Annotated in this window: 14 protein-coding genes; 5 read left to right on the top strand and 9 right to left on the bottom strand. The window is 48.6% G+C overall.

What is annotated here, in order from left to right:
* Positions 1-46 precede the first annotated feature (46 nt).
* Complete coding sequence (locus tag NYE38_RS05200; protein WP_326116801.1) at positions 47-274, top strand: hypothetical protein; 228 nt, start codon at positions 47-49, stop codon at positions 272-274.
* A gap of 136 nt (positions 275-410) precedes the next feature.
* Positions 411-1,388, top strand: coding sequence for a beta-ketoacyl-ACP synthase III FabHB (gene fabHB / locus NYE38_RS05195; RefSeq protein ID WP_014417343.1), 978 nt, complete (start codon positions 411-413; stop codon positions 1,386-1,388).
* 49 nt (positions 1,389-1,437) lie between these two features.
* Here the strand turns inward: fabHB and NYE38_RS05190 are convergent, their stop codons facing one another.
* From NYE38_RS05190 to NYE38_RS05165, 6 genes are all read right to left on the bottom strand, one after another.
* Entirely contained in the window at positions 1,438-3,771 is a 2,334-nt protein-coding gene (locus NYE38_RS05190) for a YhgE/Pip domain-containing protein (protein ID WP_017417387.1), read from the bottom strand.
* Between the two features lie 74 nt (positions 3,772-3,845).
* Complete coding sequence (locus tag NYE38_RS05185; RefSeq protein ID WP_003155219.1) at positions 3,846-4,418, bottom strand: TetR/AcrR family transcriptional regulator; 573 nt, start codon at positions 4,416-4,418, stop codon at positions 3,846-3,848.
* Between the two features lie 148 nt (positions 4,419-4,566).
* A complete protein-coding gene (gene hemY / locus NYE38_RS05180) occupies positions 4,567-6,000 on the bottom strand; it encodes a protoporphyrinogen oxidase (RefSeq protein WP_014417341.1) in 1,434 nt (477 codons plus the stop codon).
* Between the two features lie 27 nt (positions 6,001-6,027).
* Positions 6,028-6,963: a ferrochelatase gene (gene hemH, locus NYE38_RS05175; RefSeq protein ID WP_017417385.1), complete on the bottom strand. Its 936-nt coding sequence runs from the start codon at positions 6,961-6,963 to the stop codon at positions 6,028-6,030.
* Between the two features lie 75 nt (positions 6,964-7,038).
* Positions 7,039-8,100, bottom strand: a complete 1,062-nt coding sequence (gene hemE / locus NYE38_RS05170; RefSeq protein ID WP_340803071.1) for a uroporphyrinogen decarboxylase — start codon at positions 8,098-8,100, stop codon at positions 7,039-7,041.
* Between the two features lie 123 nt (positions 8,101-8,223).
* A complete protein-coding gene (locus NYE38_RS05165; RefSeq protein WP_065180667.1) occupies positions 8,224-10,365 on the bottom strand; it encodes a transglycosylase domain-containing protein in 2,142 nt (713 codons plus the stop codon).
* A gap of 122 nt (positions 10,366-10,487) precedes the next feature.
* Here NYE38_RS05165 and hmoB point away from each other — a divergent pair, with 122 nt between their 5' ends.
* From hmoB to NYE38_RS05150, 3 genes are all read left to right on the top strand, one after another.
* Positions 10,488-10,988: a heme-degrading oxygenase HmoB gene (gene hmoB / locus NYE38_RS05160; RefSeq protein WP_017417382.1), complete on the top strand. Its 501-nt coding sequence runs from the start codon at positions 10,488-10,490 to the stop codon at positions 10,986-10,988.
* A gap of 118 nt (positions 10,989-11,106) precedes the next feature.
* Entirely contained in the window at positions 11,107-12,492 is a 1,386-nt protein-coding gene (locus NYE38_RS05155) for a membrane protein (protein WP_017417381.1), read from the top strand.
* A 68-nt stretch (positions 12,493-12,560) separates the two neighbouring features.
* Positions 12,561-13,748 (top strand): M20 family metallopeptidase, encoded by a 1,188-nt coding sequence (locus NYE38_RS05150; RefSeq protein ID WP_326116802.1) that lies wholly within the window; start codon positions 12,561-12,563, stop codon positions 13,746-13,748.
* A 20-nt stretch (positions 13,749-13,768) separates the two neighbouring features.
* Here NYE38_RS05150 and NYE38_RS05145 read toward each other — a convergent pair whose 3' ends face one another.
* Genes NYE38_RS05145 through ecsA form a run of 3 tightly spaced genes read right to left on the bottom strand, consistent with a single transcriptional unit; the run spans position 13,769 to position 16,478 of the window.
* Positions 13,769-14,473 carry an EcsC family protein gene (locus NYE38_RS05145; RefSeq protein WP_014417334.1) on the bottom strand — a complete coding sequence of 235 codons (705 nt, stop codon included), beginning with the start codon at positions 14,471-14,473 and terminating at the stop codon, positions 13,769-13,771.
* 42 nt (positions 14,474-14,515) lie between these two features.
* Complete coding sequence (locus tag NYE38_RS05140) at positions 14,516-15,742, bottom strand: ABC transporter permease (protein ID WP_257988960.1); 1,227 nt, start codon at positions 15,740-15,742, stop codon at positions 14,516-14,518.
* Positions 15,735-16,478 (bottom strand): ABC transporter ATP-binding protein EcsA, encoded by a 744-nt coding sequence (gene ecsA, locus NYE38_RS05135; protein WP_003155231.1) that lies wholly within the window; start codon positions 16,476-16,478, stop codon positions 15,735-15,737. The genes NYE38_RS05140 and ecsA overlap by 8 nt, the downstream gene beginning before the upstream one ends.
* Between the last annotated feature and the right edge of the window lie 181 nt (positions 16,479-16,659).

The raw sequence follows: 16,659 nt of genomic DNA, 5'->3' as shown, positions 1-16,659 counted from the left end.
TCTTTTTTCATAGAATGAAGGGAGCATGAGCATAGGAGGGAAATGTATGATCAGCCGTAAACCGCACAAGCGGAAAAGATTTCATAATGATTGGTTTGAGGATTGGTTTGAGGATTGGTTTGAGGATTGGTTTGAGGATAATTGGTCTGGTGCAGCCTTCTGGGGCTGTAAAAAAGAAAAAGATCACTGTAAAAAGAAAAAAGAAGACCCTTGTAAAAAGAAGAAAGATAAAAAGAAGCATCATCATTCATGCTGCCGCTGCCGTCATTGGTAATCGTTCACACAAGCCCGTTTTACAAATAGATTCTCATGCTCCCCAAACAGCGGATGCTGCTTGGGTTTTTTTATTAAAATTAGTACCAAGTAATAATATCAGGTGTTATAATCTGATATAAAGGAGTGATTTTTTCATGTCAAAATCTAAAATTACAGCAATCGGTACATATGCTCCGGCACGCCGATTAACAAACGCGGATTTGGAGCGCATCGTCGATACATCTGATGAATGGATCGTCCAGCGCACCGGTATGAAGGAAAGACGCATTGCCGGCGAACATGAATTCACATCGGATTTGTGTGTGGAAGCGGTGAAAAACCTTGCAGAACGATACAGCGGAACTCTTGATGATGTCGATATGATCCTTGTCGCCACAACGACGGCGGACTATGCGTTTCCAAGCACCGCGGCACGCGTGCAGGCTTACTTCGGCTGGCCGCAAACGGGGGCGCTTGATATTAACGCCACATGCGCCGGACTCACTTACGGCCTTCAGCTCGCAGACGCATTAATTACCGCCGGTTCCCATCAAAAAGTGATTGTCATTGCCGGTGAAACATTATCAAAGGTAACGGATTATACTGACCGGACGACCTGTGTTCTTTTTGGAGACGCTGCTGGCGCCCTATTGGTGGAACGCGATGAATCAGCGCCGGGCTTTTTGGCAGCCGTGCAAGGAACAGCGGGAGGCAGCGCGGACGTGCTGTATCGCACGGGACTGAGCGCAGAATTAAACGGCGAGCCGCTTAAAGGCGGAGGAAACATGGTGCAAAACGGGCGCGAAGTATATAAATGGGCGGCCAGAACCGTGCCTGAGGAATGCAATGCCCTTTTAGAAAAAGCCGGCTTTTCAAAAGACGATCTGGATTGGTTCGTTCCTCACAGCGCCAACATGCGGATGATCGAATCCATCTGTGAAAAACTGCCCTTCCCGCTTGAACGGACATTGACAAGCGTTGAATATTACGGCAACACTTCATCGGTTTCTATTATTCTCGCTTTGGATGAAGCTGTGAAAGCAAAAAAACTGTCGGAAGGCCAGACGCTGGTATTGTTCGGGTTCGGCGGCGGATTGACGTATACCGGACTGTTGGTGAGATGGGGATTTTAATCGAAATCAAAAAAAGAGGCCCTGACCATCTGCTCAGCGCCTCTTTTTCTTATGCTGTTATTTCTTCTTCCGTTTTGTGTTCTTTTTTGCTTTGCACCGTAAAATACACGATGGTCAGCGCGATCATGACAACGGCGATGCCCAACAGAATGGATGCCTGCTGCCACATATAGCCGTAATCGCCATTTGAAATGACGGCACGGAACCCGTTGATGCTGTAAGTCATCGGCAGTGCCCCGTGAATCACTTGATAGAATCCCGGCAGGAGTTCAAGCGGGAAGGTTCCTCCGCTTGCCCCGAGCTGGAGCACCAGAATGATGACAGCGATAAAGCGTCCCGGATTTCCCATCGTTGTCGCCAATAATTGAATCATCGACAGGAACGCGATGCTGGTAATCATCGTAAAGAGATAGAATCTCCAAGTGCTTTCCACATCAAGCCCGATTCCTTTTAACAGAACCGTGGCGACTATTACGGATTGAATCAGTCCGACGAGCAGAATGACGCTGAATTTGCTGAGGAACCATTCAAAACCGTTTCTCGGACGCCCTGAAGCTTCACTCAGAGGGAATACGACCGTCAGCATCAATCCGCCGACATACAAGCCCATAGAGAGAATATAAGGCGTCAGTCCGGTACCGTAGTTAGGCACGGAATGAATCGCGTTATCGTCCGTTTTTACCGGATCGGCAAACATGCTGTACGTTTTGTCATCCGTCTTAATGTCCCCGGTTTGATCAGCCGCATCTTTCAGCTGGCTGGACAATTGCCCGGTGCCGTCTAAAAGCTTGCTTAAACCGGTGCCGAGAGACGCTTGACCCTGCTCAATTTTGGACGAGCCGTCATGGATTTTGTTTTGCGCGTCCAGCAGTTTCGTTAAGCCGCCAGACACCTGGCCGCTCCCTGACACTAACGCTTCTGATCCTGATTTAAGCTGTCCGAACTTGCTGTTGTATTCGCCGATGCCGGCCGTCAGTTTGTTTTGGCTTTCAAAGACGGTCTGCGCTCCGCTGTACAATTTATCAGTTCCGGCCGTCAGCTGGTTAATCGCGTCTTGTACCGCCGCCGCGCCGTTATACAGTTTCGATGTGGACTGAGGCAGTGCTTTCAGCTGATCAGCCTTCGCTTTTACATCTGCCAGCGCGCTTTTTATGACTGACATATCCGGAAGCTGGATATCTCCGCCGGACGGAAGCTGGCTGACGATATTGTCTAAATCCGGAAGGTCAGCCTTCGGAAGCTTCTCATTCAGTAGCTGAACAAGTTTCGCTTTTTGCTCATCCGTTAAGAAATCACTGTCCTTAATCACCTTTTTGACCGCGTCATCCCGGGCATCCAGGTTGTTTTTCAGATCAGAAAGCTTCTTCTTAAACTGCTGCAGGTCCTTTTCAGTCTGCTCGAGCTGCCCAACCGCGTTTTCAATGTCTGACAGGTTGACTGAATTGATCGCATCTTCAAATGCCGCCGCTTTTTGCGACACTTCCTGCGCCTTGCTGTTTAACGCGCTTAATCCATTCGTTAAATCCGGAAGCTTTTGCTGAAGCTGCTTTTGTGCGTCAAGGCTCGTTTTCAGCCCGCTGGCCACTTGGCCTCCTCCTGAAGCAATCTGTCCTGATTTATCTTGAATTTCGGCGCTTGCGCTCTGAAGTTTTGCGATAGAGCTGTCAAGCGTTTGAATTCCGCTTGTCACTTTCGCCGCTCCGTCTGCAAGCTGCTGTGTTTTATCGCTGATGGTGGCGGTGCTTTCAGTAAGCTTCGCTAAATTTTCCTTCAGCTTGGCGCTGCCGTCTTTCGCGTTTTTCGTGCCGTCGTCTATTTTCTTGGCTCCGCTGCTGGCTTTGCCGAGCCCTTTGGCAATATCTTTAAAGTTATCAAAAATGACTTTTGCGTATTGCTCTGTCACTTCTTTCGACACGGAGGCTTTCAGTTTGTCGATCGCCTTTTCCCCGATTGTCGCGCCGACATAGTTTGATCCGGCATTCGTATGATATTTCAGATCCAGCTTCTTCGGATTTTTATCCATTACCGTGCTGGCGTTTTTCGAAAAATCTTCAGGAATCTCGACCAATAAATAATATTTAGCATTTAATAAGTCCTTTAACGATTGATCAAGATCGCTTGAAAAATGCCAATCAAAATTATCATTTTTCTTTAACTCTTTCACAAGATCGTCACCGATCTGAAGATGTTTCCCTTCGTAGTCCGCCCCTTTATCCTGGTTGACAACGACAACCGGCAGCTGATCCACCGTGCCGTACGGGTCCCAGTACGCCTTCAAAAACACTCCGCTGTAGATCAGCGGAACGAATAATATGGCAATGATGGGGATTAACAGTTTCTTGTTCGTTACAATGTCTTTCCACTGGCTTTTTATTGTATTCAACCCTGTTGCCTCCTTCCGCAAACTGACTCATTTGACAAAACGGTCACGGCACCTAAAAAGTGAAGGATCATCTATTATTTAGATAATCCTTGACCAACATACATTTCCAGCAATTCGGCGATCGTCTCTTTTTCAAGAGGCGGATGGTTTTTTTCCCAGTCAAATATCAGCGCGATGTAGAGCTTGAGCATCACAAAAGCGGTCAGTTCCGGATCACACGGTTTAATGCTTCCGTTTTCAATGGCTGTTTCTATCTTTTCTTTAATGTATGACAGAATGGCCCGCTCCATTTTCGCAATGACATCCTGAACGGCTATTGTACCAATCTCGGCGTTCTCCTGAAAAATTTTAATAGTCAGCTGGTGTGTTTTTCTGAATTCCAAAATCGCGACAAGCGCCCGGTGGACATTTTCGTGAAATGAAAGCTCCGGTTTCATCGCTTCGTCTGCGTGTTCCTTCATTTCTCTTAAAATAGTGGTGAAAATATCATCAAACAGTTCTTCTTTGTTTTTGAAAAACGTGTAGATGGTTCCCTTCCCCACATTTGCAAGCTTTGCCACCAGATCCATTGTCGTTGCTTTGTAGCCGAATTGTGTAAAAGACTTCGTTGCCGCTTCCAGAATGAGCTTTTTCCGATCGACGGACATGTTTCCCACCTCGTTAAATTGACCGTTTGAACGTTTTAGTCATTTTGTACATAAGATAACTTATCACAGTCGCAAAGAAGATTCAAATGTTTTTTCTCTTTATTGGTGTTCCCTTTACAGAACGGGAACATGCAAAAAAACCTCCGTTTTACGATAACGGAGGCTGGTACGTTTCAAATAAATAAGCCAGTGAATCATATACGGCGGCTTTTCCCTGGTCGATACAGTCGGGGATGCCCACCCCTTCGAAAGATGCGCCCGTCGCGTATACGCCCGGATAGGAAGCTTTCAGCGCATCTCTGAACTCTTTGATGCGCTCCTTATGGCCGACATGGTATTGCGGCATGCTTTCGTTCCAGCGGGTCACACAGGTCATTTCCGGTTCGCCATTCATTTTCATTACTTTTTTCAAATCTTCCATTACGATTTTAATGATCTCGTTATCTGAAAGATCTACGATGGATTCATCTCCGGCCTTTCCGACGTACGCCCTGAGAAGCGTTTTGCCCTCCGGCGCCGCGTGCGGCCATTTTTTATTCGTCCATGTGCAGGCCGTGATGGAGAAGTCGCTGTTTCTAGAGATAACGAAGCCCGTACCTTCATGCTCCATCTTGACGGCTCCCTCAGGAAAACCTAAGGCGACGTTGGCAACGGACGTAGAATGCATGTCTTTGAGACATGAAACCGCCGGCAGATCAGAAAGCATTTTCGCCGCGGCTTTATGCGGGGCTGTCACTATGCATCCTTCCGCATAGAGCACTTTGCCGTTATCAAGCGTCACGGAATATCCTTTCTCCTCGCGGCCGATATGGGTGACTTTCGTTCCTTTCATCACCTTTGTCAGCGTAAGCTGCTTTTCCAGCTCCTCCACCAACGTTTGAAGCCCTGTCGTCAGCGTTAAAAACTGGCCCTGCTTTTTGGCCGTCAGCTGCTGTCCCGAAGGCTGCGGACGTGATTTTTTCATACCGAGAATCAGGCTTCTGTGCTTTTGCTCAGTCTGATAGAATTGCGGAAACGTGGACATGAGGCTCAGCTTATCAATATCTCCGGCATAAATCCCTGATAATAGCGGTTCTATTAAATTCTCAACGACTTCGTCACCGACGCGTCTGCGGAAAAATTCACCCAGAGACTGATCTTCCTTCGGTTTGCTCGCAGGCAGGACAAAGTCAAGCGCCGCCCGCGCTTTTCCGGGAACAGAAAATAAACCGGTGGAGATGAACGGAGCGATTTTGGTCGGAATGCCCATCACCGCGCCCTTCGGCATCGGATGAAGCGTCTCGTTGACGAGCACGTAAGACTGTCCGGTCGCATTGTTGACGAGCAGATGCTCAAGCCCCAAATCCTTGACGAGCTGCGGCGCGCTTTTTTTCCTTTCCAAAAAAGAATCCGGGCCCCGCTCAATGATGTAGCCGTCTTTATGCGCCGTCTGAATTTTGCCGCCCGCTCTCGGGCCCGCTTCAATCAGGGTGACCTCAAGCGGCAGCTGTTTTTCTTTGATTTCTTTTTCCATGTAGAAGGCGGCGGCTAATCCCGTTATGCCGCCGCCGATGATGACCAGATGTTTTTTATCGCCACTCATTTTTATCGCCTTCTTTACCGTTTAATTCTACTTGTCCAGCTCTTTCAGCACGACCGCTGCAAGCGCGTCGATAAATTCAGGCTGTGCGTTCGGCATGGCCGGACGATAGTAGCTTGCGCCGACTTCTTCGGTCACAGCTTTGCATTCATAATCATTATCGTAAAGCACCTCTAAATGATCGGCAACGAAGCCTGCGGGCACGTATACAAATGCTTTATAAGGATGCTTTTGATACAGCTCGCGCGTGAGATCCTGCACATCCGGCCCGAGCCACGGATCAGGGGTGTTCCCTTCGCTTTGCCAGCCGACTGCGTATTCGGTAATTCCGGCGCCTTCGGCAATCAGTTTTGCGGATTCCTCCAGCTGGTCAGGATACGGATCGCCGTATTCTTTAATTTTTTCAGGAAGGCTGTGCGCTGAGACGATCAGCATCGCGTCATCCCGTTCTTCTTTCGGCATTGATTCATACGTTTTCTTCACCTGGCCGACCCAATAATCAACGAATTTCGGTTCATCATACCAGCTTTCAACGGACTTGATGGTCAAGCCGCCGAGCTTCTCCGCTTCTTCTTTCGCGCGTTTGTTGTATGACTGGACGCTGAATGTTGAAAAATGAGGGGCGAGCACAAGGCTGACAGCTTCTGTAATGCCGTCTTTATGCATGTCCGCCACCGCGTCTTCAATAAACGGTTCAATATGTTTTAATCCGATGTACACTTTGAATGTTACATCATCCTGGATTTCATTTAAACGCTGTGCGAGCTTCTCCGCCTGCTCCTGCGTGATTTTCGCCAGCGGAGAAATGCCTCCGATCGCTTCATATCTGTCTTTTAAATCTTGAAGCATATGAGGCTCCGGCTTTCTTCCGCGTCTGATATGCGTATAATAACGTTCTATGTCCTCTTCTTTGTAAGGCGTTCCGTAAGCCATGACAAGAAGCCCCATTTTCTTTTTGCTGCTCATTTTGTTAAACACCTCTTTTGATGGTCTGTCTACCTTGATTTTGACAGGAAAATCTACTTATAACCAACGATCTGCTCAGGAAGATTGTTCCGTTTTTTTGGCCGCGGAATATTCATGTACAAACGCCGTCAGCTTTTTCAGCGTTGCCGGATTGACATCAGGGAATACGCCGTGCCCTAAATTGAAAATAAACCCGTCCGTTTTCATGCCTTGATCAAGTATCGCTTTCGCTTTTTTCTCGATGACTTCCCAAGGCGCAAGAAGGAGCGACGGATCAAGATTGCCCTGAACCGTTTTTGTAATGCCTTGTTTTCTGGCGTCATCTATGCCGAGTCTCCAATCAAGACCGACGACATCAAGAGGAAGGTCATGCCAATCCCCGGCCAGATGGCTTGCGCCTACGCCGAACATGATCAGCGGAACTTGCTCTGCTGAAAGCTCCCGGAAAATTCTGTCCATCACCGGTTTTATAAACTGCCGGTAATCTTCGCGGTTCAGCGCGCCGACCCATGAATCAAAAATCTGAATGGTTTTTGCGCCGGCGTTAATCTGCGCTTTCGCATAAACGATAATCATGTCCGCGAGCTTGTCCATCAGCATTTGCCACGCTTGCGGCATACTGTGCATAAACGCTTTTGTTTTGTTGTAATTTTTAGAAGGCCCGCCTTCAATCATATAACTGGCCAGCGTAAAAGGCGCTCCCGAAAAACCGATGAGCGGAACATTCAGCTGTTCGTTTATGAGTAATCGGATCGTTTCCAGCACGTAAGGAACATCCTGTTCGGGATTCAGTTCGCCGAGCTTTTCAATATCCGCAGCAGAGCGCACCGGCTGATCGATCACCGGGCCGATTCCGTTTTTTATTTCAACATCCACTCCGATATAAGGAAGCGGCGTCATAATGTCTTTATATAAAATGGCAGCGTCCACTCCGTACTGCTCGACCGGGAGCCTCGTCACATACGCGCACAGCTCGGGCTGATGCGTAATTTCGACTAAGCCGTACTTTTCCTTCAGCTTGCGGTATTCCGGCTGCGACCTCCCCGCCTGTCTCATGTACCAGACAGGGACGTGATTTGTCTTTTCTCCCCGTGCCGCTTTTAAAAACGTATCATTAAACGCTTCTCGTTTACTCATCTGAATTTCCACCTTTCCTCCTGCAACCATACGTTCGTGTTCTTCGCCCATTACACTATACCTTGTTTTTTCAAAAGCGTATAGAATTGAGGCTTAATGTTCAAAAAATCGCCGAATTCATGATTAAGAAGAAAAAAGCTTCGGCTGAACGTATTCCGTTCCCTCTCCTTCTTGATCCGTCTGTGAATTATATGGAACGACTTTGTATGAAGCCCCTGAAAACAGATTGGCGTACGGTATGTCAAAGCTGCCTTTTCCTTTCACCGAATCCAGAAGCTTGTCTTTTCCGTCTTTCTTCTCATATATTCGGTAAACAACCCGATCATCCTTTTGAATATCCCATTTTAATTGAACCGTAATCAGTCCCATCGCCTTAAATGTATAACGGGCCGACAGGGACTTTACCGCCTCCAGCTCAATCGGGCTGCCCAGTTCCTTCACATTTTCAGGCTTTTTGAATGTCCGGCCGTTTTCCCCCGCTTTTGTGACGATATCTTTAAAGAGTCTGACCGGGTATTGGCTTCCGCCTTTCAGGTAATGGGTTTTATCCGTTTTGTCATAGCCCATCCAGACGGCTCCCGTCAGTCCGGGAGTGTATCCCGCAAACCAGGCGTCCTTTGTCGCGCCGGGGACGCCGGTAAATGTGGTCGTGCCGGTTTTCCCCGCCAGGTCACCTTGATAGCTGCCTTGTGAAGCGGTTCCTTCTTTTACGACCTGCTGAAGCATTCTCGTCATATTCCATGCCGTCTGTCCGCTGAAGACGCGCGTTTTGCCGTTTTTAGGCCCGGACAACGTTTCTCCGTCTTCGTCCGTGATTTTCTCTATAAAAAATGGCTTCGTATACATTCCGCTTGCCGCAAAGGTATGATAAGCTCCGGCAAGCTGAAGCGGGGTGACGCCTTCAGACAGACCGCCCAGCGCAATCGCGAGTCCGTTGTCAGAAATGTTCATACCGTTTTTCTCAAGATACGATTTTCCCGTATCTACGCCGATCTGCTTCAATGTCCAGACAGCGGGCGCATTTATGCTGTAAGTGATCGCATCCTGCATCGTCACTTCCCCCTTGTACTGTCCGTCATAATTTTTCGGTTCATACCCGTCGTAGGACGTGAGTTTGTCTTGGAGAAGCGAATACGGTTTGAACTTGTCTTCCTGCATGGCGGGCCCGTATACGGCAATCGGCTTAAACGTTGAGCCCGGCTGCCGCTTCGCCGTAACCCTGTTGTATCCTTTTGTCACGTAGTCGCGTCCGCCGACCGCCGCGCGCACGCCTCCGGTTTTATTATCAATAAAGACGGCGCTTCCCTCTGCCGCCTGATCCGTCCCCGGAAAATAGCCGCTTTCCTTCATGAGGGTGTATGCCGTTTTCTGCAGCTTGGAATCAAGTGACGTCCGGATCGTATAGCCGCCTTGAAGCAGCTGTTCACCCGACATCGAATAACGGGATTCCGCCTCCTTGATGACAAGATCGATATAACTGTCAAACCAAGGCGTTTCTGATGTTTTCTTGACATGAAGCCCCAATGTCCGGCCCTGGGCTCTGACGGCTTCCTTGGCGCTGATATAGCCTTGGTCGTTCATCATTGCAAGAATCGTATCGCGGCGTTCTTTATTTTTATCCGGATGCTGAATCGGCGAATAAAGAGATGGCGCCTTCGGAATCGCTGCCAGAACGGCTCCTTCCGCAACGGTTAAATCTTTTACTTCTTTATTAAAGTAGTAGTGGGACGCGGCTTGAATGCCGTAAACGCCATGGCCGAAATAAAGCTGGTTCAGGTACATTTCAAGCAGCTTGTCCTTGCTGTAATCACGCTCAAGATTGATGGCGATAATGACTTCCTTCGTCTTGCGCAAAAATGTTTTATCATGAGTCAGAAAAATGTTTTTCGCCAGCTGCTGGGTGATCGTGCTTCCGCCTTCCACCTTGCCGCCTGCTAAAACATCCCGGAACACCGCCCGGCCGACAGACTTCACATCAATGCCGTGATGTTCGTAAAACCGTTTATCTTCAACGGCGATAAAGGCATCTCTCACATCTTCCGGAACCTGCTGAATGGATACCGGCTCGCGATTTTCCGTATAGAGGCTCGCGATTTCATCACCGTTTTGATCGACGATTTTTGAAGATGCGTGCAGTATTAATTTCTTTTCATCGATGACATAATGGCCGAGAAATATAATGATAATGTATCCGATTAACGCGAGAAAAGCGGTTGCCGCCGCAATTACAGCCGGAATAAAGAATCTTTTTTTCTTTTTCAGCATAAGTCACCTCGCCTTTCTTAACTTGTAGTATGGGAAATATTGTTTCGAATTATGTCAGAATGAGTCGCCAATAGAAACTTATACCACTCTTTTGATATACTAGCAAGCAGGAGGTGGCTGATATGAAGGTTTATATTACATACGGGACAGCCGATTTTTTAAAGACGATTGCAAAGAAACACCCGAGTGAGAATATGGTGCTGATGCAAGGTGAGGATAATGCGGTTTTAATTCATGAAACAAATGGAGAAACCGTTTTTCAGGCGCCCCATTCCTATGAAAGCATCGACAGCGTCGGGGAAATAAAAAATCCGGGCTACGCCGTCCTCAACAACATCGCCGTTACCCAGGAAGGCCGTCCGCTGTTTGAAAACCGGTTTAAAAACCGCGCCGGCAAAGTGGAAAATGAACCCGGTTTTCAAGCCATCCGCGTATTAAGACCGCTCGAAGGCGATACGTATGTCATTTTGACCCTGTGGGAAGAGGAAAAAGCCTTTCAGGATTGGCAGCAGTCAAACTCTTATCAGGAAGCTCATAAAAAACGCGGAACATCTGCCGGCATCGACACGACGTCTATTTTCTCCCGGCCGTCTTATGTAACCGCTTATTACGCAATAGACTAAAAAACCGCCGGAGATTCTCCGGCTTTTTTAATGTCCCGATTTTACGCTTCGTTCTTTGCACCTTCCGCCCGCCTATGAATAACCTGTAGCAATCCTATTTATAAACGGAGTGGTTCAATTGGGGATCGGCGTCTACTCGGTACATCTGCTTTATGTTGCTTTTATCGCGGCCATTATCGTTTTTATGCTTCTCAGAAAAGATACAACCTTTATTTCACTCGCCGGCATTTTTGTGATTGCGCTATGGACGACGCATTCATTCTCCGCTTCGGTCAGCAGCCTGTTTCACAGCTTCACGTATGCCGCCGGAGAATTGCTGCCGACAATTTTTATCATTTGTTTTATCGTGGCGATGAGCGGCCTTTTGACCGAAACCGGTATTAATGAAGCGATGATTTCTCCGTTTGCAAAGCTGATGAAAGGGCCGGCTGTCGCGTATTGGGTTATCGGCTGTCTGATGTTTGCCATCTCTCTTTTTTTCTGGCCGTCACCAGGGGTGGCGCTGATCGGCGCTGTGCTGCTTCCCGCAGCGATCCGGGCGGGCCTTTCTCCGATCGCCGCGGCTATGGCGATGAACCTGTTCGGCCACGGATTCGCTTTATCGGGGGATTACGTCATTCAGGCGGCCCCGAAATTAACGGCCGATGCCGCGGGCATTCCCGTGGGCGATGTCATGCAGGCAAGTATTCCGCTCGTTTTGATCATGGGGTTAACGACGACAATCACCGCTTTCTTCCTCATCATGCGGGATCGAAAAAAAACGAAGGCCCCCCTCTCCTTGGACAGCTCCGGTTCTTTGGACACAAGTATGTATCTGCCGAAAAAACTCAGGGTGATCCTGGCGGTTTTCATTCCGCTTGTTTTTCTCGCCGATATTATCTGCATGATTGTATACCGTCTGCAAGGAAACGAGGCGACGGCACTCGTCGGAGGAACCGCGATCGGCATTCTCCTGATCGTTCATTTCATTGTATATAAAGAGCGGCATTTAGAAAAGATCACCGAGTATTTTATCGGCGGTTTTCAATTCGGCTTTAAAGTATTCGGCCCCGTCATTCCGATCGCGGCCTTCTTTTATCTCGGTGACGCGGGGTTTAAAAGTATTTTGAACACCCCGCTGCCGAAAGGATCTGCGGGGATCGTCAATGACCTCGGATTGGCCCTGTCCCATTCTTTTCCGATGTCCGGAGAATTCGCCGGCATCGCCCTGGCCGCAGTCGGTGCGATTACCGGGCTCGACGGGTCAGGGTTTTCCGGTATATCTCTTGCAGGCTCGATGGCAAAGCTGTTTTCCGCCGCGCTTCATACGGACCCGGCCGTTTTAACGGCGCTGGGCCAGATTTCAGCGATCTGGGTCGGGGGCGGAACATTGGTCCCTTGGGCACTGATCCCCGCTGCGGCTATTTGTAAAGTTGACCCGTTTGAGCTTGCCAGGAAAAACTTTATCCCGGTTGCGGCCGGGCTAGTCGTCACAACGATCGCCGCCATCATCATTCTCCCGTAGCAAAAGGATTGAAATCTTCTGACATTTTCTATACAATCATGGGAAAAGCAGACGAGGGGGCATCGCTTTTGACGTTAACGACACTTCAAAAAAGCTTAAACGCTCAGCTTGACGGGCTGTATGAGGAAATGGTTGAAATCAGGCGTCACCTTCACATGAATCCCGAGCCATCGTTTAAGGAGAAAAAAACACCGGCGTTCATCGCCTCATTTTATGAAAAGCTCGGCGTTCCCATCCGGACGAATGTCGGGGGCAACGGTGTCACAGCCTATATTGAAGGCGGTGAACCGGGACCGGCCGTGGCACTCAGAGCTGATTTTGACGCTCTGCCGATACAGGATGAAAAAGATGTGCCCTATGCTTCACAAATTCCCGGCGTCATGCACGCCTGCGGGCATGACGGCCATACGGCGGCTCTGCTTGCGGTCGGAAAAGTGCTGTACCGCAACCGGGAAAAACTGAAAGGGTCATTTGTGATGATCCACCAGCACGCCGAAGAATTATCTCCCGGCGGAGCAAAATCAATGATTGAGGATGGCTGCCTCGAGCATGTCGATGCCATTTTCGGCACTCACCTTTGGGCGACTGAACCCGTCGGAACGGTCTTATGCCGCCCGGGCCCAGTGATGGCCGCCGCTGACGGCTTTACGATTAAAGTCATCGGCAAAGGCGGCCACGGCGCGATTCCTCACGATACGAAGGACGCCGTTTTAATCGGCTCACAAATCGTCACGGCTCTTCAGCATATCGTCAGCCGGCGGGTAAATCCGGTGCAGCCGGCCGTCATCTCAGCCGGCTCGTTCACCGCTGAAAATCCGTTTAATGCGATTGCCGATCAGGCAGTCATATCAGGCACCGTCCGCTCGTTTGACGAAAGTGTGCGCAGCCTGCTCGAAGCAGAAATAGAAGCCGTCGTAAAAGGAATCTGTTCCATGCACTCCGCTTCCTATGAATATCGTTTCAAGCGCGGTTATCCCGCCGTCGTTAATCATCCTGAGGAAGCGGCGCATTGTGCGGCAGCCGCAGCGGAAACAGACGGCGTCACGAAGGTCGTTGAAGGAGAGCCGCAGATGGCCGGAGAGGATTTTTCCTATTATCTGCAGCATACAAAAGGCGCATTTTTCTTTACGGGCGCCGCTTTAGAAAACGCGGAAACCATTTATCCTCATCACCACCCGAAATTTGATTTTAATGAAAAAGCGATGCTGACGGCCGCCAAGGTGCTTATCGGCGCCGCGGTAAGCTACCCCCGCTGACATAAAAAACAGCCGGTACATTACGTACCGGCTGCTGTGATTCTTAAATGAAAAACGTGCCTTGCCGTCTCACCGAGCTGTGACAGCAGTTTATAATTGGCCGCTCCGCCCACGGCGGCTCCGACGACCGGCAAAAGCTGAAACAATTTCACCACGTCCAGATAATCGCGGTATTCCTGCTGAAAAACTCTCCAATCGACATCATGCTTTTTCGAATCCCATTGTTCAATCATTGAGTATATGCGTTTCCGCTGTTCACCGCTTGAGAAAGCCAGCTGAAAAATAAACAGCAAAAACAATCGTTCATCCCTGTCTTTCACATCATAGCCGTAAATGGAGGCAAGATCGAACAGACATTTCATTTTAATGGATAACAGCAAAGGAAAATCAGCCATCCCTAAAAAAATTCCGCCGGCCCCCGTACCGATACCTTCGGCTGCCGCGACCTTTTGGTACGATGCGACGGTTTGTCTGGCGAGGGCATCTTTTTCAGCAAGCGTCATACCGTTTGTATCCCGCTTGCTTTTCACCAGATTTGAACCCGCCATTGTTGCTTCGGTCATTTTTTTAATGCTTTCTGTGATGACGGCATGAATTTTATCGGGAATCCGCTCATTGATTTTCGCCTGCATTCCTTTAGAAAAACGTTCAAGCATAGAATCTTTGCGCAAAAAACGCGCTTTCCATTGCAGTGCTTCCTGTATCAGCTGCTGATCGTCGGTCATCTGTGTCTCCTTCTTTCATTGAGGTTTCAAAAACCCGATAGATTACAGCTTGCCGTACTTTTTCAATCTTCCGCCCATATACGAAGGCATGATCACAAAAATCAGAACGGCTGAAGCAACAGCCGCATACAGCGCCCCGCTGATTCCCGCGGCATAAGCTGACGCTGCACAGAACAGCAGCGCCTGCACGGTTAACGCCGATTTCATCAGCGAAAAGAAACTTTGCAGCTTCGCTTTCTGGTTGACCGGGTAAAGCTCCTGTAACGACAGATGATGAAAATGCCCGAACAGCGGCAGAAGCTGTATCCCCGTAATAAAGACGGTAAATACGGTTAACGCCGCCGTTATCCACGGATTGGCGGAAACGAGCATAATAATCAGGATAAAAATAATCGTGAGCCTGACCTGAATGCCGAGATAATCATTTGAACGCAGAAAGGCCCGCGCATACATATAGGAGAACGTTTTCCGCTGTTCAAACGGAATCATTCTGAGCAAAAAGTCGAGATACGCCCGGCGTTTTGCCTGTTTCTTCAGGTGAGGCACATCGGTAAACAGATTGGCGATTCTGTAAAACCGCTGCTTCCTTCTTAATTCATATTCAATATGGGCTTCCCATTTTAATGATTTATGTTTTGCGGCCGATGTGAAATACACATAAAGGCCGGCCATCACAATGTAGACGGCGGCAGCGTACACATAAAACGACTGTAAGACGAAGTATAAAAGCAGCATATTGCAGATAAAGCGTATGACCGCATCCATCATTTTCATGCTTCTGTCATTCATAAACGTCATCCGCCACTCCATGGCCTGATTCCACGCTTTTACCGCCAGCATCTGAATAAATACGGCGGCATACGACGCAAGCGACGCCCCCGGACTTACAGCGAAAAACAGAGGCATGCATACAAGCGACAGGGCAATAAGCGGAAACAGCTGTGACAGATAGCTGTACTTAAATGAATGCTTAAAGTATGTCCCCATTTTCGGTTCAAGCGGCAGCAGAAACACGAGGTCCGCTTCCTTTAACAGTGTCCGGACGTATGAACCGGTCAGCACAAATGAAAAGAGCACCGCCATCACCCAAAATGACGGAAAATGAACGGGAATGTCTTTGACCCACTTGCTGTACCAGCTTGCCGCTCCGGCAATAAAAAAGATCAGCACAATGACGAGATGATCATTGAGCATATATTTCATATACATTCTGGTTTCCTTTATATGCTCTTCAAGCCGGGACTGCCAAATAGTAGACATATTATTCATGGCCGGCGTCTTCCTTCGTCAGTTCGATATACAAGTCATCAAGAGCTGCGTCTTTCATGCCGAACTGCTCTCTCAGTTCTTCCAGTGTGCCGCTTGCCCGCACTTCGCCGTTATGTAAAATAATGAAAGCGTCACAGTAGCGCTCTGCCGTAGCCAGGATATGCGTTGACATCAGCACGCTTGATCCGGCTTTTTTCGCGGCGTCCATCCGCTCCAGCAATGCATTGATCGCAAGCGGGTCAAGGCCGAGAAACGGCTCGTCAATGATATAAAGCGAAGGCTCCGCGAGAAACGCGCACATGATCATGACCTTCTGCTTCATCCCTTTGGAAAAGTGAGCGGGAAACCATTTCAGCCTTTTTTCCATTCTGAATTCTTTCAGAAGCGGAGGAAGCCTTTTTTCAAGCGTTTCTTTGGAAAGGCCGTACGCCATGGCCGTCAGCTCCAAATGCTCTTTGAGCGTCAGTTCTTCATAAAGCACCGGCGTTTCGGGGATGTACGTAAATTGCGAGCGGTAGCTTTCCTTATCCTCCGAAAACGTCTTGCCGTTCAGCTCGATCGAGCCTTTATGCGGGTCCATTAATCCGATAATATGCCGGATCGTCGTGCTTTTGCCCGCGCCGTTTAATCCGATGAGTCCGACAATCTGGTTCGGCTCAAGGGTGAATGAAACATTTTTTAAGACCGGGTTTCTCGTATAACCGCCGGTTAAGTCTTTTACCGATAGCAGAGACATAATTTCTCCCCTTCTGATTCGTTTTTCTTCATAGTACCAAAAATAAAGTCTGATTTGAAACGATTCCCTTTTTTTCTCACGTGAAAATCGTGCATAGTTATCGTTTTGGCGGACATCATAATGTATGTAGAAGGAAACAGCTTTAATCAACTGAAAATGAGGTGTTTATAAAAGACGTCTT

The organism is Bacillus sp. EU63 (assembly GCF_038592915.1).
GTDB lineage: Bacteria > Bacillota > Bacilli > Bacillales > Bacillaceae > Bacillus > Bacillus velezensis.
Note: the sequence above shows the minus strand (reverse complement) of the source record. Positions and strands in the feature narration are given on the sequence as shown.

What these genes read in the sequence shown, in the direction of transcription:
- NYE38_RS05200 (WP_326116801.1), top strand. Translation starts at nt 47, where the DNA reads ATGATCAGCCGTAAACCGCACAAGCGGAAAAGATTTCATAATGATTGG.
- fabHB (WP_014417343.1), top strand. Translation starts at nt 411, where the DNA reads ATGTCAAAATCTAAAATTACAGCAATCGGTACATATGCTCCGGCACGC.
- NYE38_RS05185 (WP_003155219.1), bottom strand. Translation starts at nt 4,418, where the DNA reads ATGTCCGTCGATCGGAAAAAGCTCATTCTGGAAGCGGCAACGAAGTCT.
- hemY (WP_014417341.1), bottom strand. Translation starts at nt 6,000, where the DNA reads ATGAGTGGCGATAAAAAACATCTGGTCATCATCGGCGGCGGCATAACG.
- hemH (WP_017417385.1), bottom strand. Translation starts at nt 6,963, where the DNA reads ATGAGCAGCAAAAAGAAAATGGGGCTTCTTGTCATGGCTTACGGAACG.
- hemE (WP_340803071.1), bottom strand. Translation starts at nt 8,100, where the DNA reads ATGAGTAAACGAGAAGCGTTTAATGATACGTTTTTAAAAGCGGCACGG.
- NYE38_RS05165 (WP_065180667.1), bottom strand. Translation starts at nt 10,365, where the DNA reads ATGCTGAAAAAGAAAAAAAGATTCTTTATTCCGGCTGTAATTGCGGCG.
- hmoB (WP_017417382.1), top strand. Translation starts at nt 10,488, where the DNA reads ATGAAGGTTTATATTACATACGGGACAGCCGATTTTTTAAAGACGATT.
- NYE38_RS05145 (WP_014417334.1), bottom strand. Translation starts at nt 14,473, where the DNA reads ATGACCGACGATCAGCAGCTGATACAGGAAGCACTGCAATGGAAAGCG.
- NYE38_RS05140 (WP_257988960.1), bottom strand. Translation starts at nt 15,742, where the DNA reads ATGAATAATATGTCTACTATTTGGCAGTCCCGGCTTGAAGAGCATATA.
- ecsA (WP_003155231.1), bottom strand. Translation starts at nt 16,478, where the DNA reads ATGTCTCTGCTATCGGTAAAAGACTTAACCGGCGGTTATACGAGAAAC.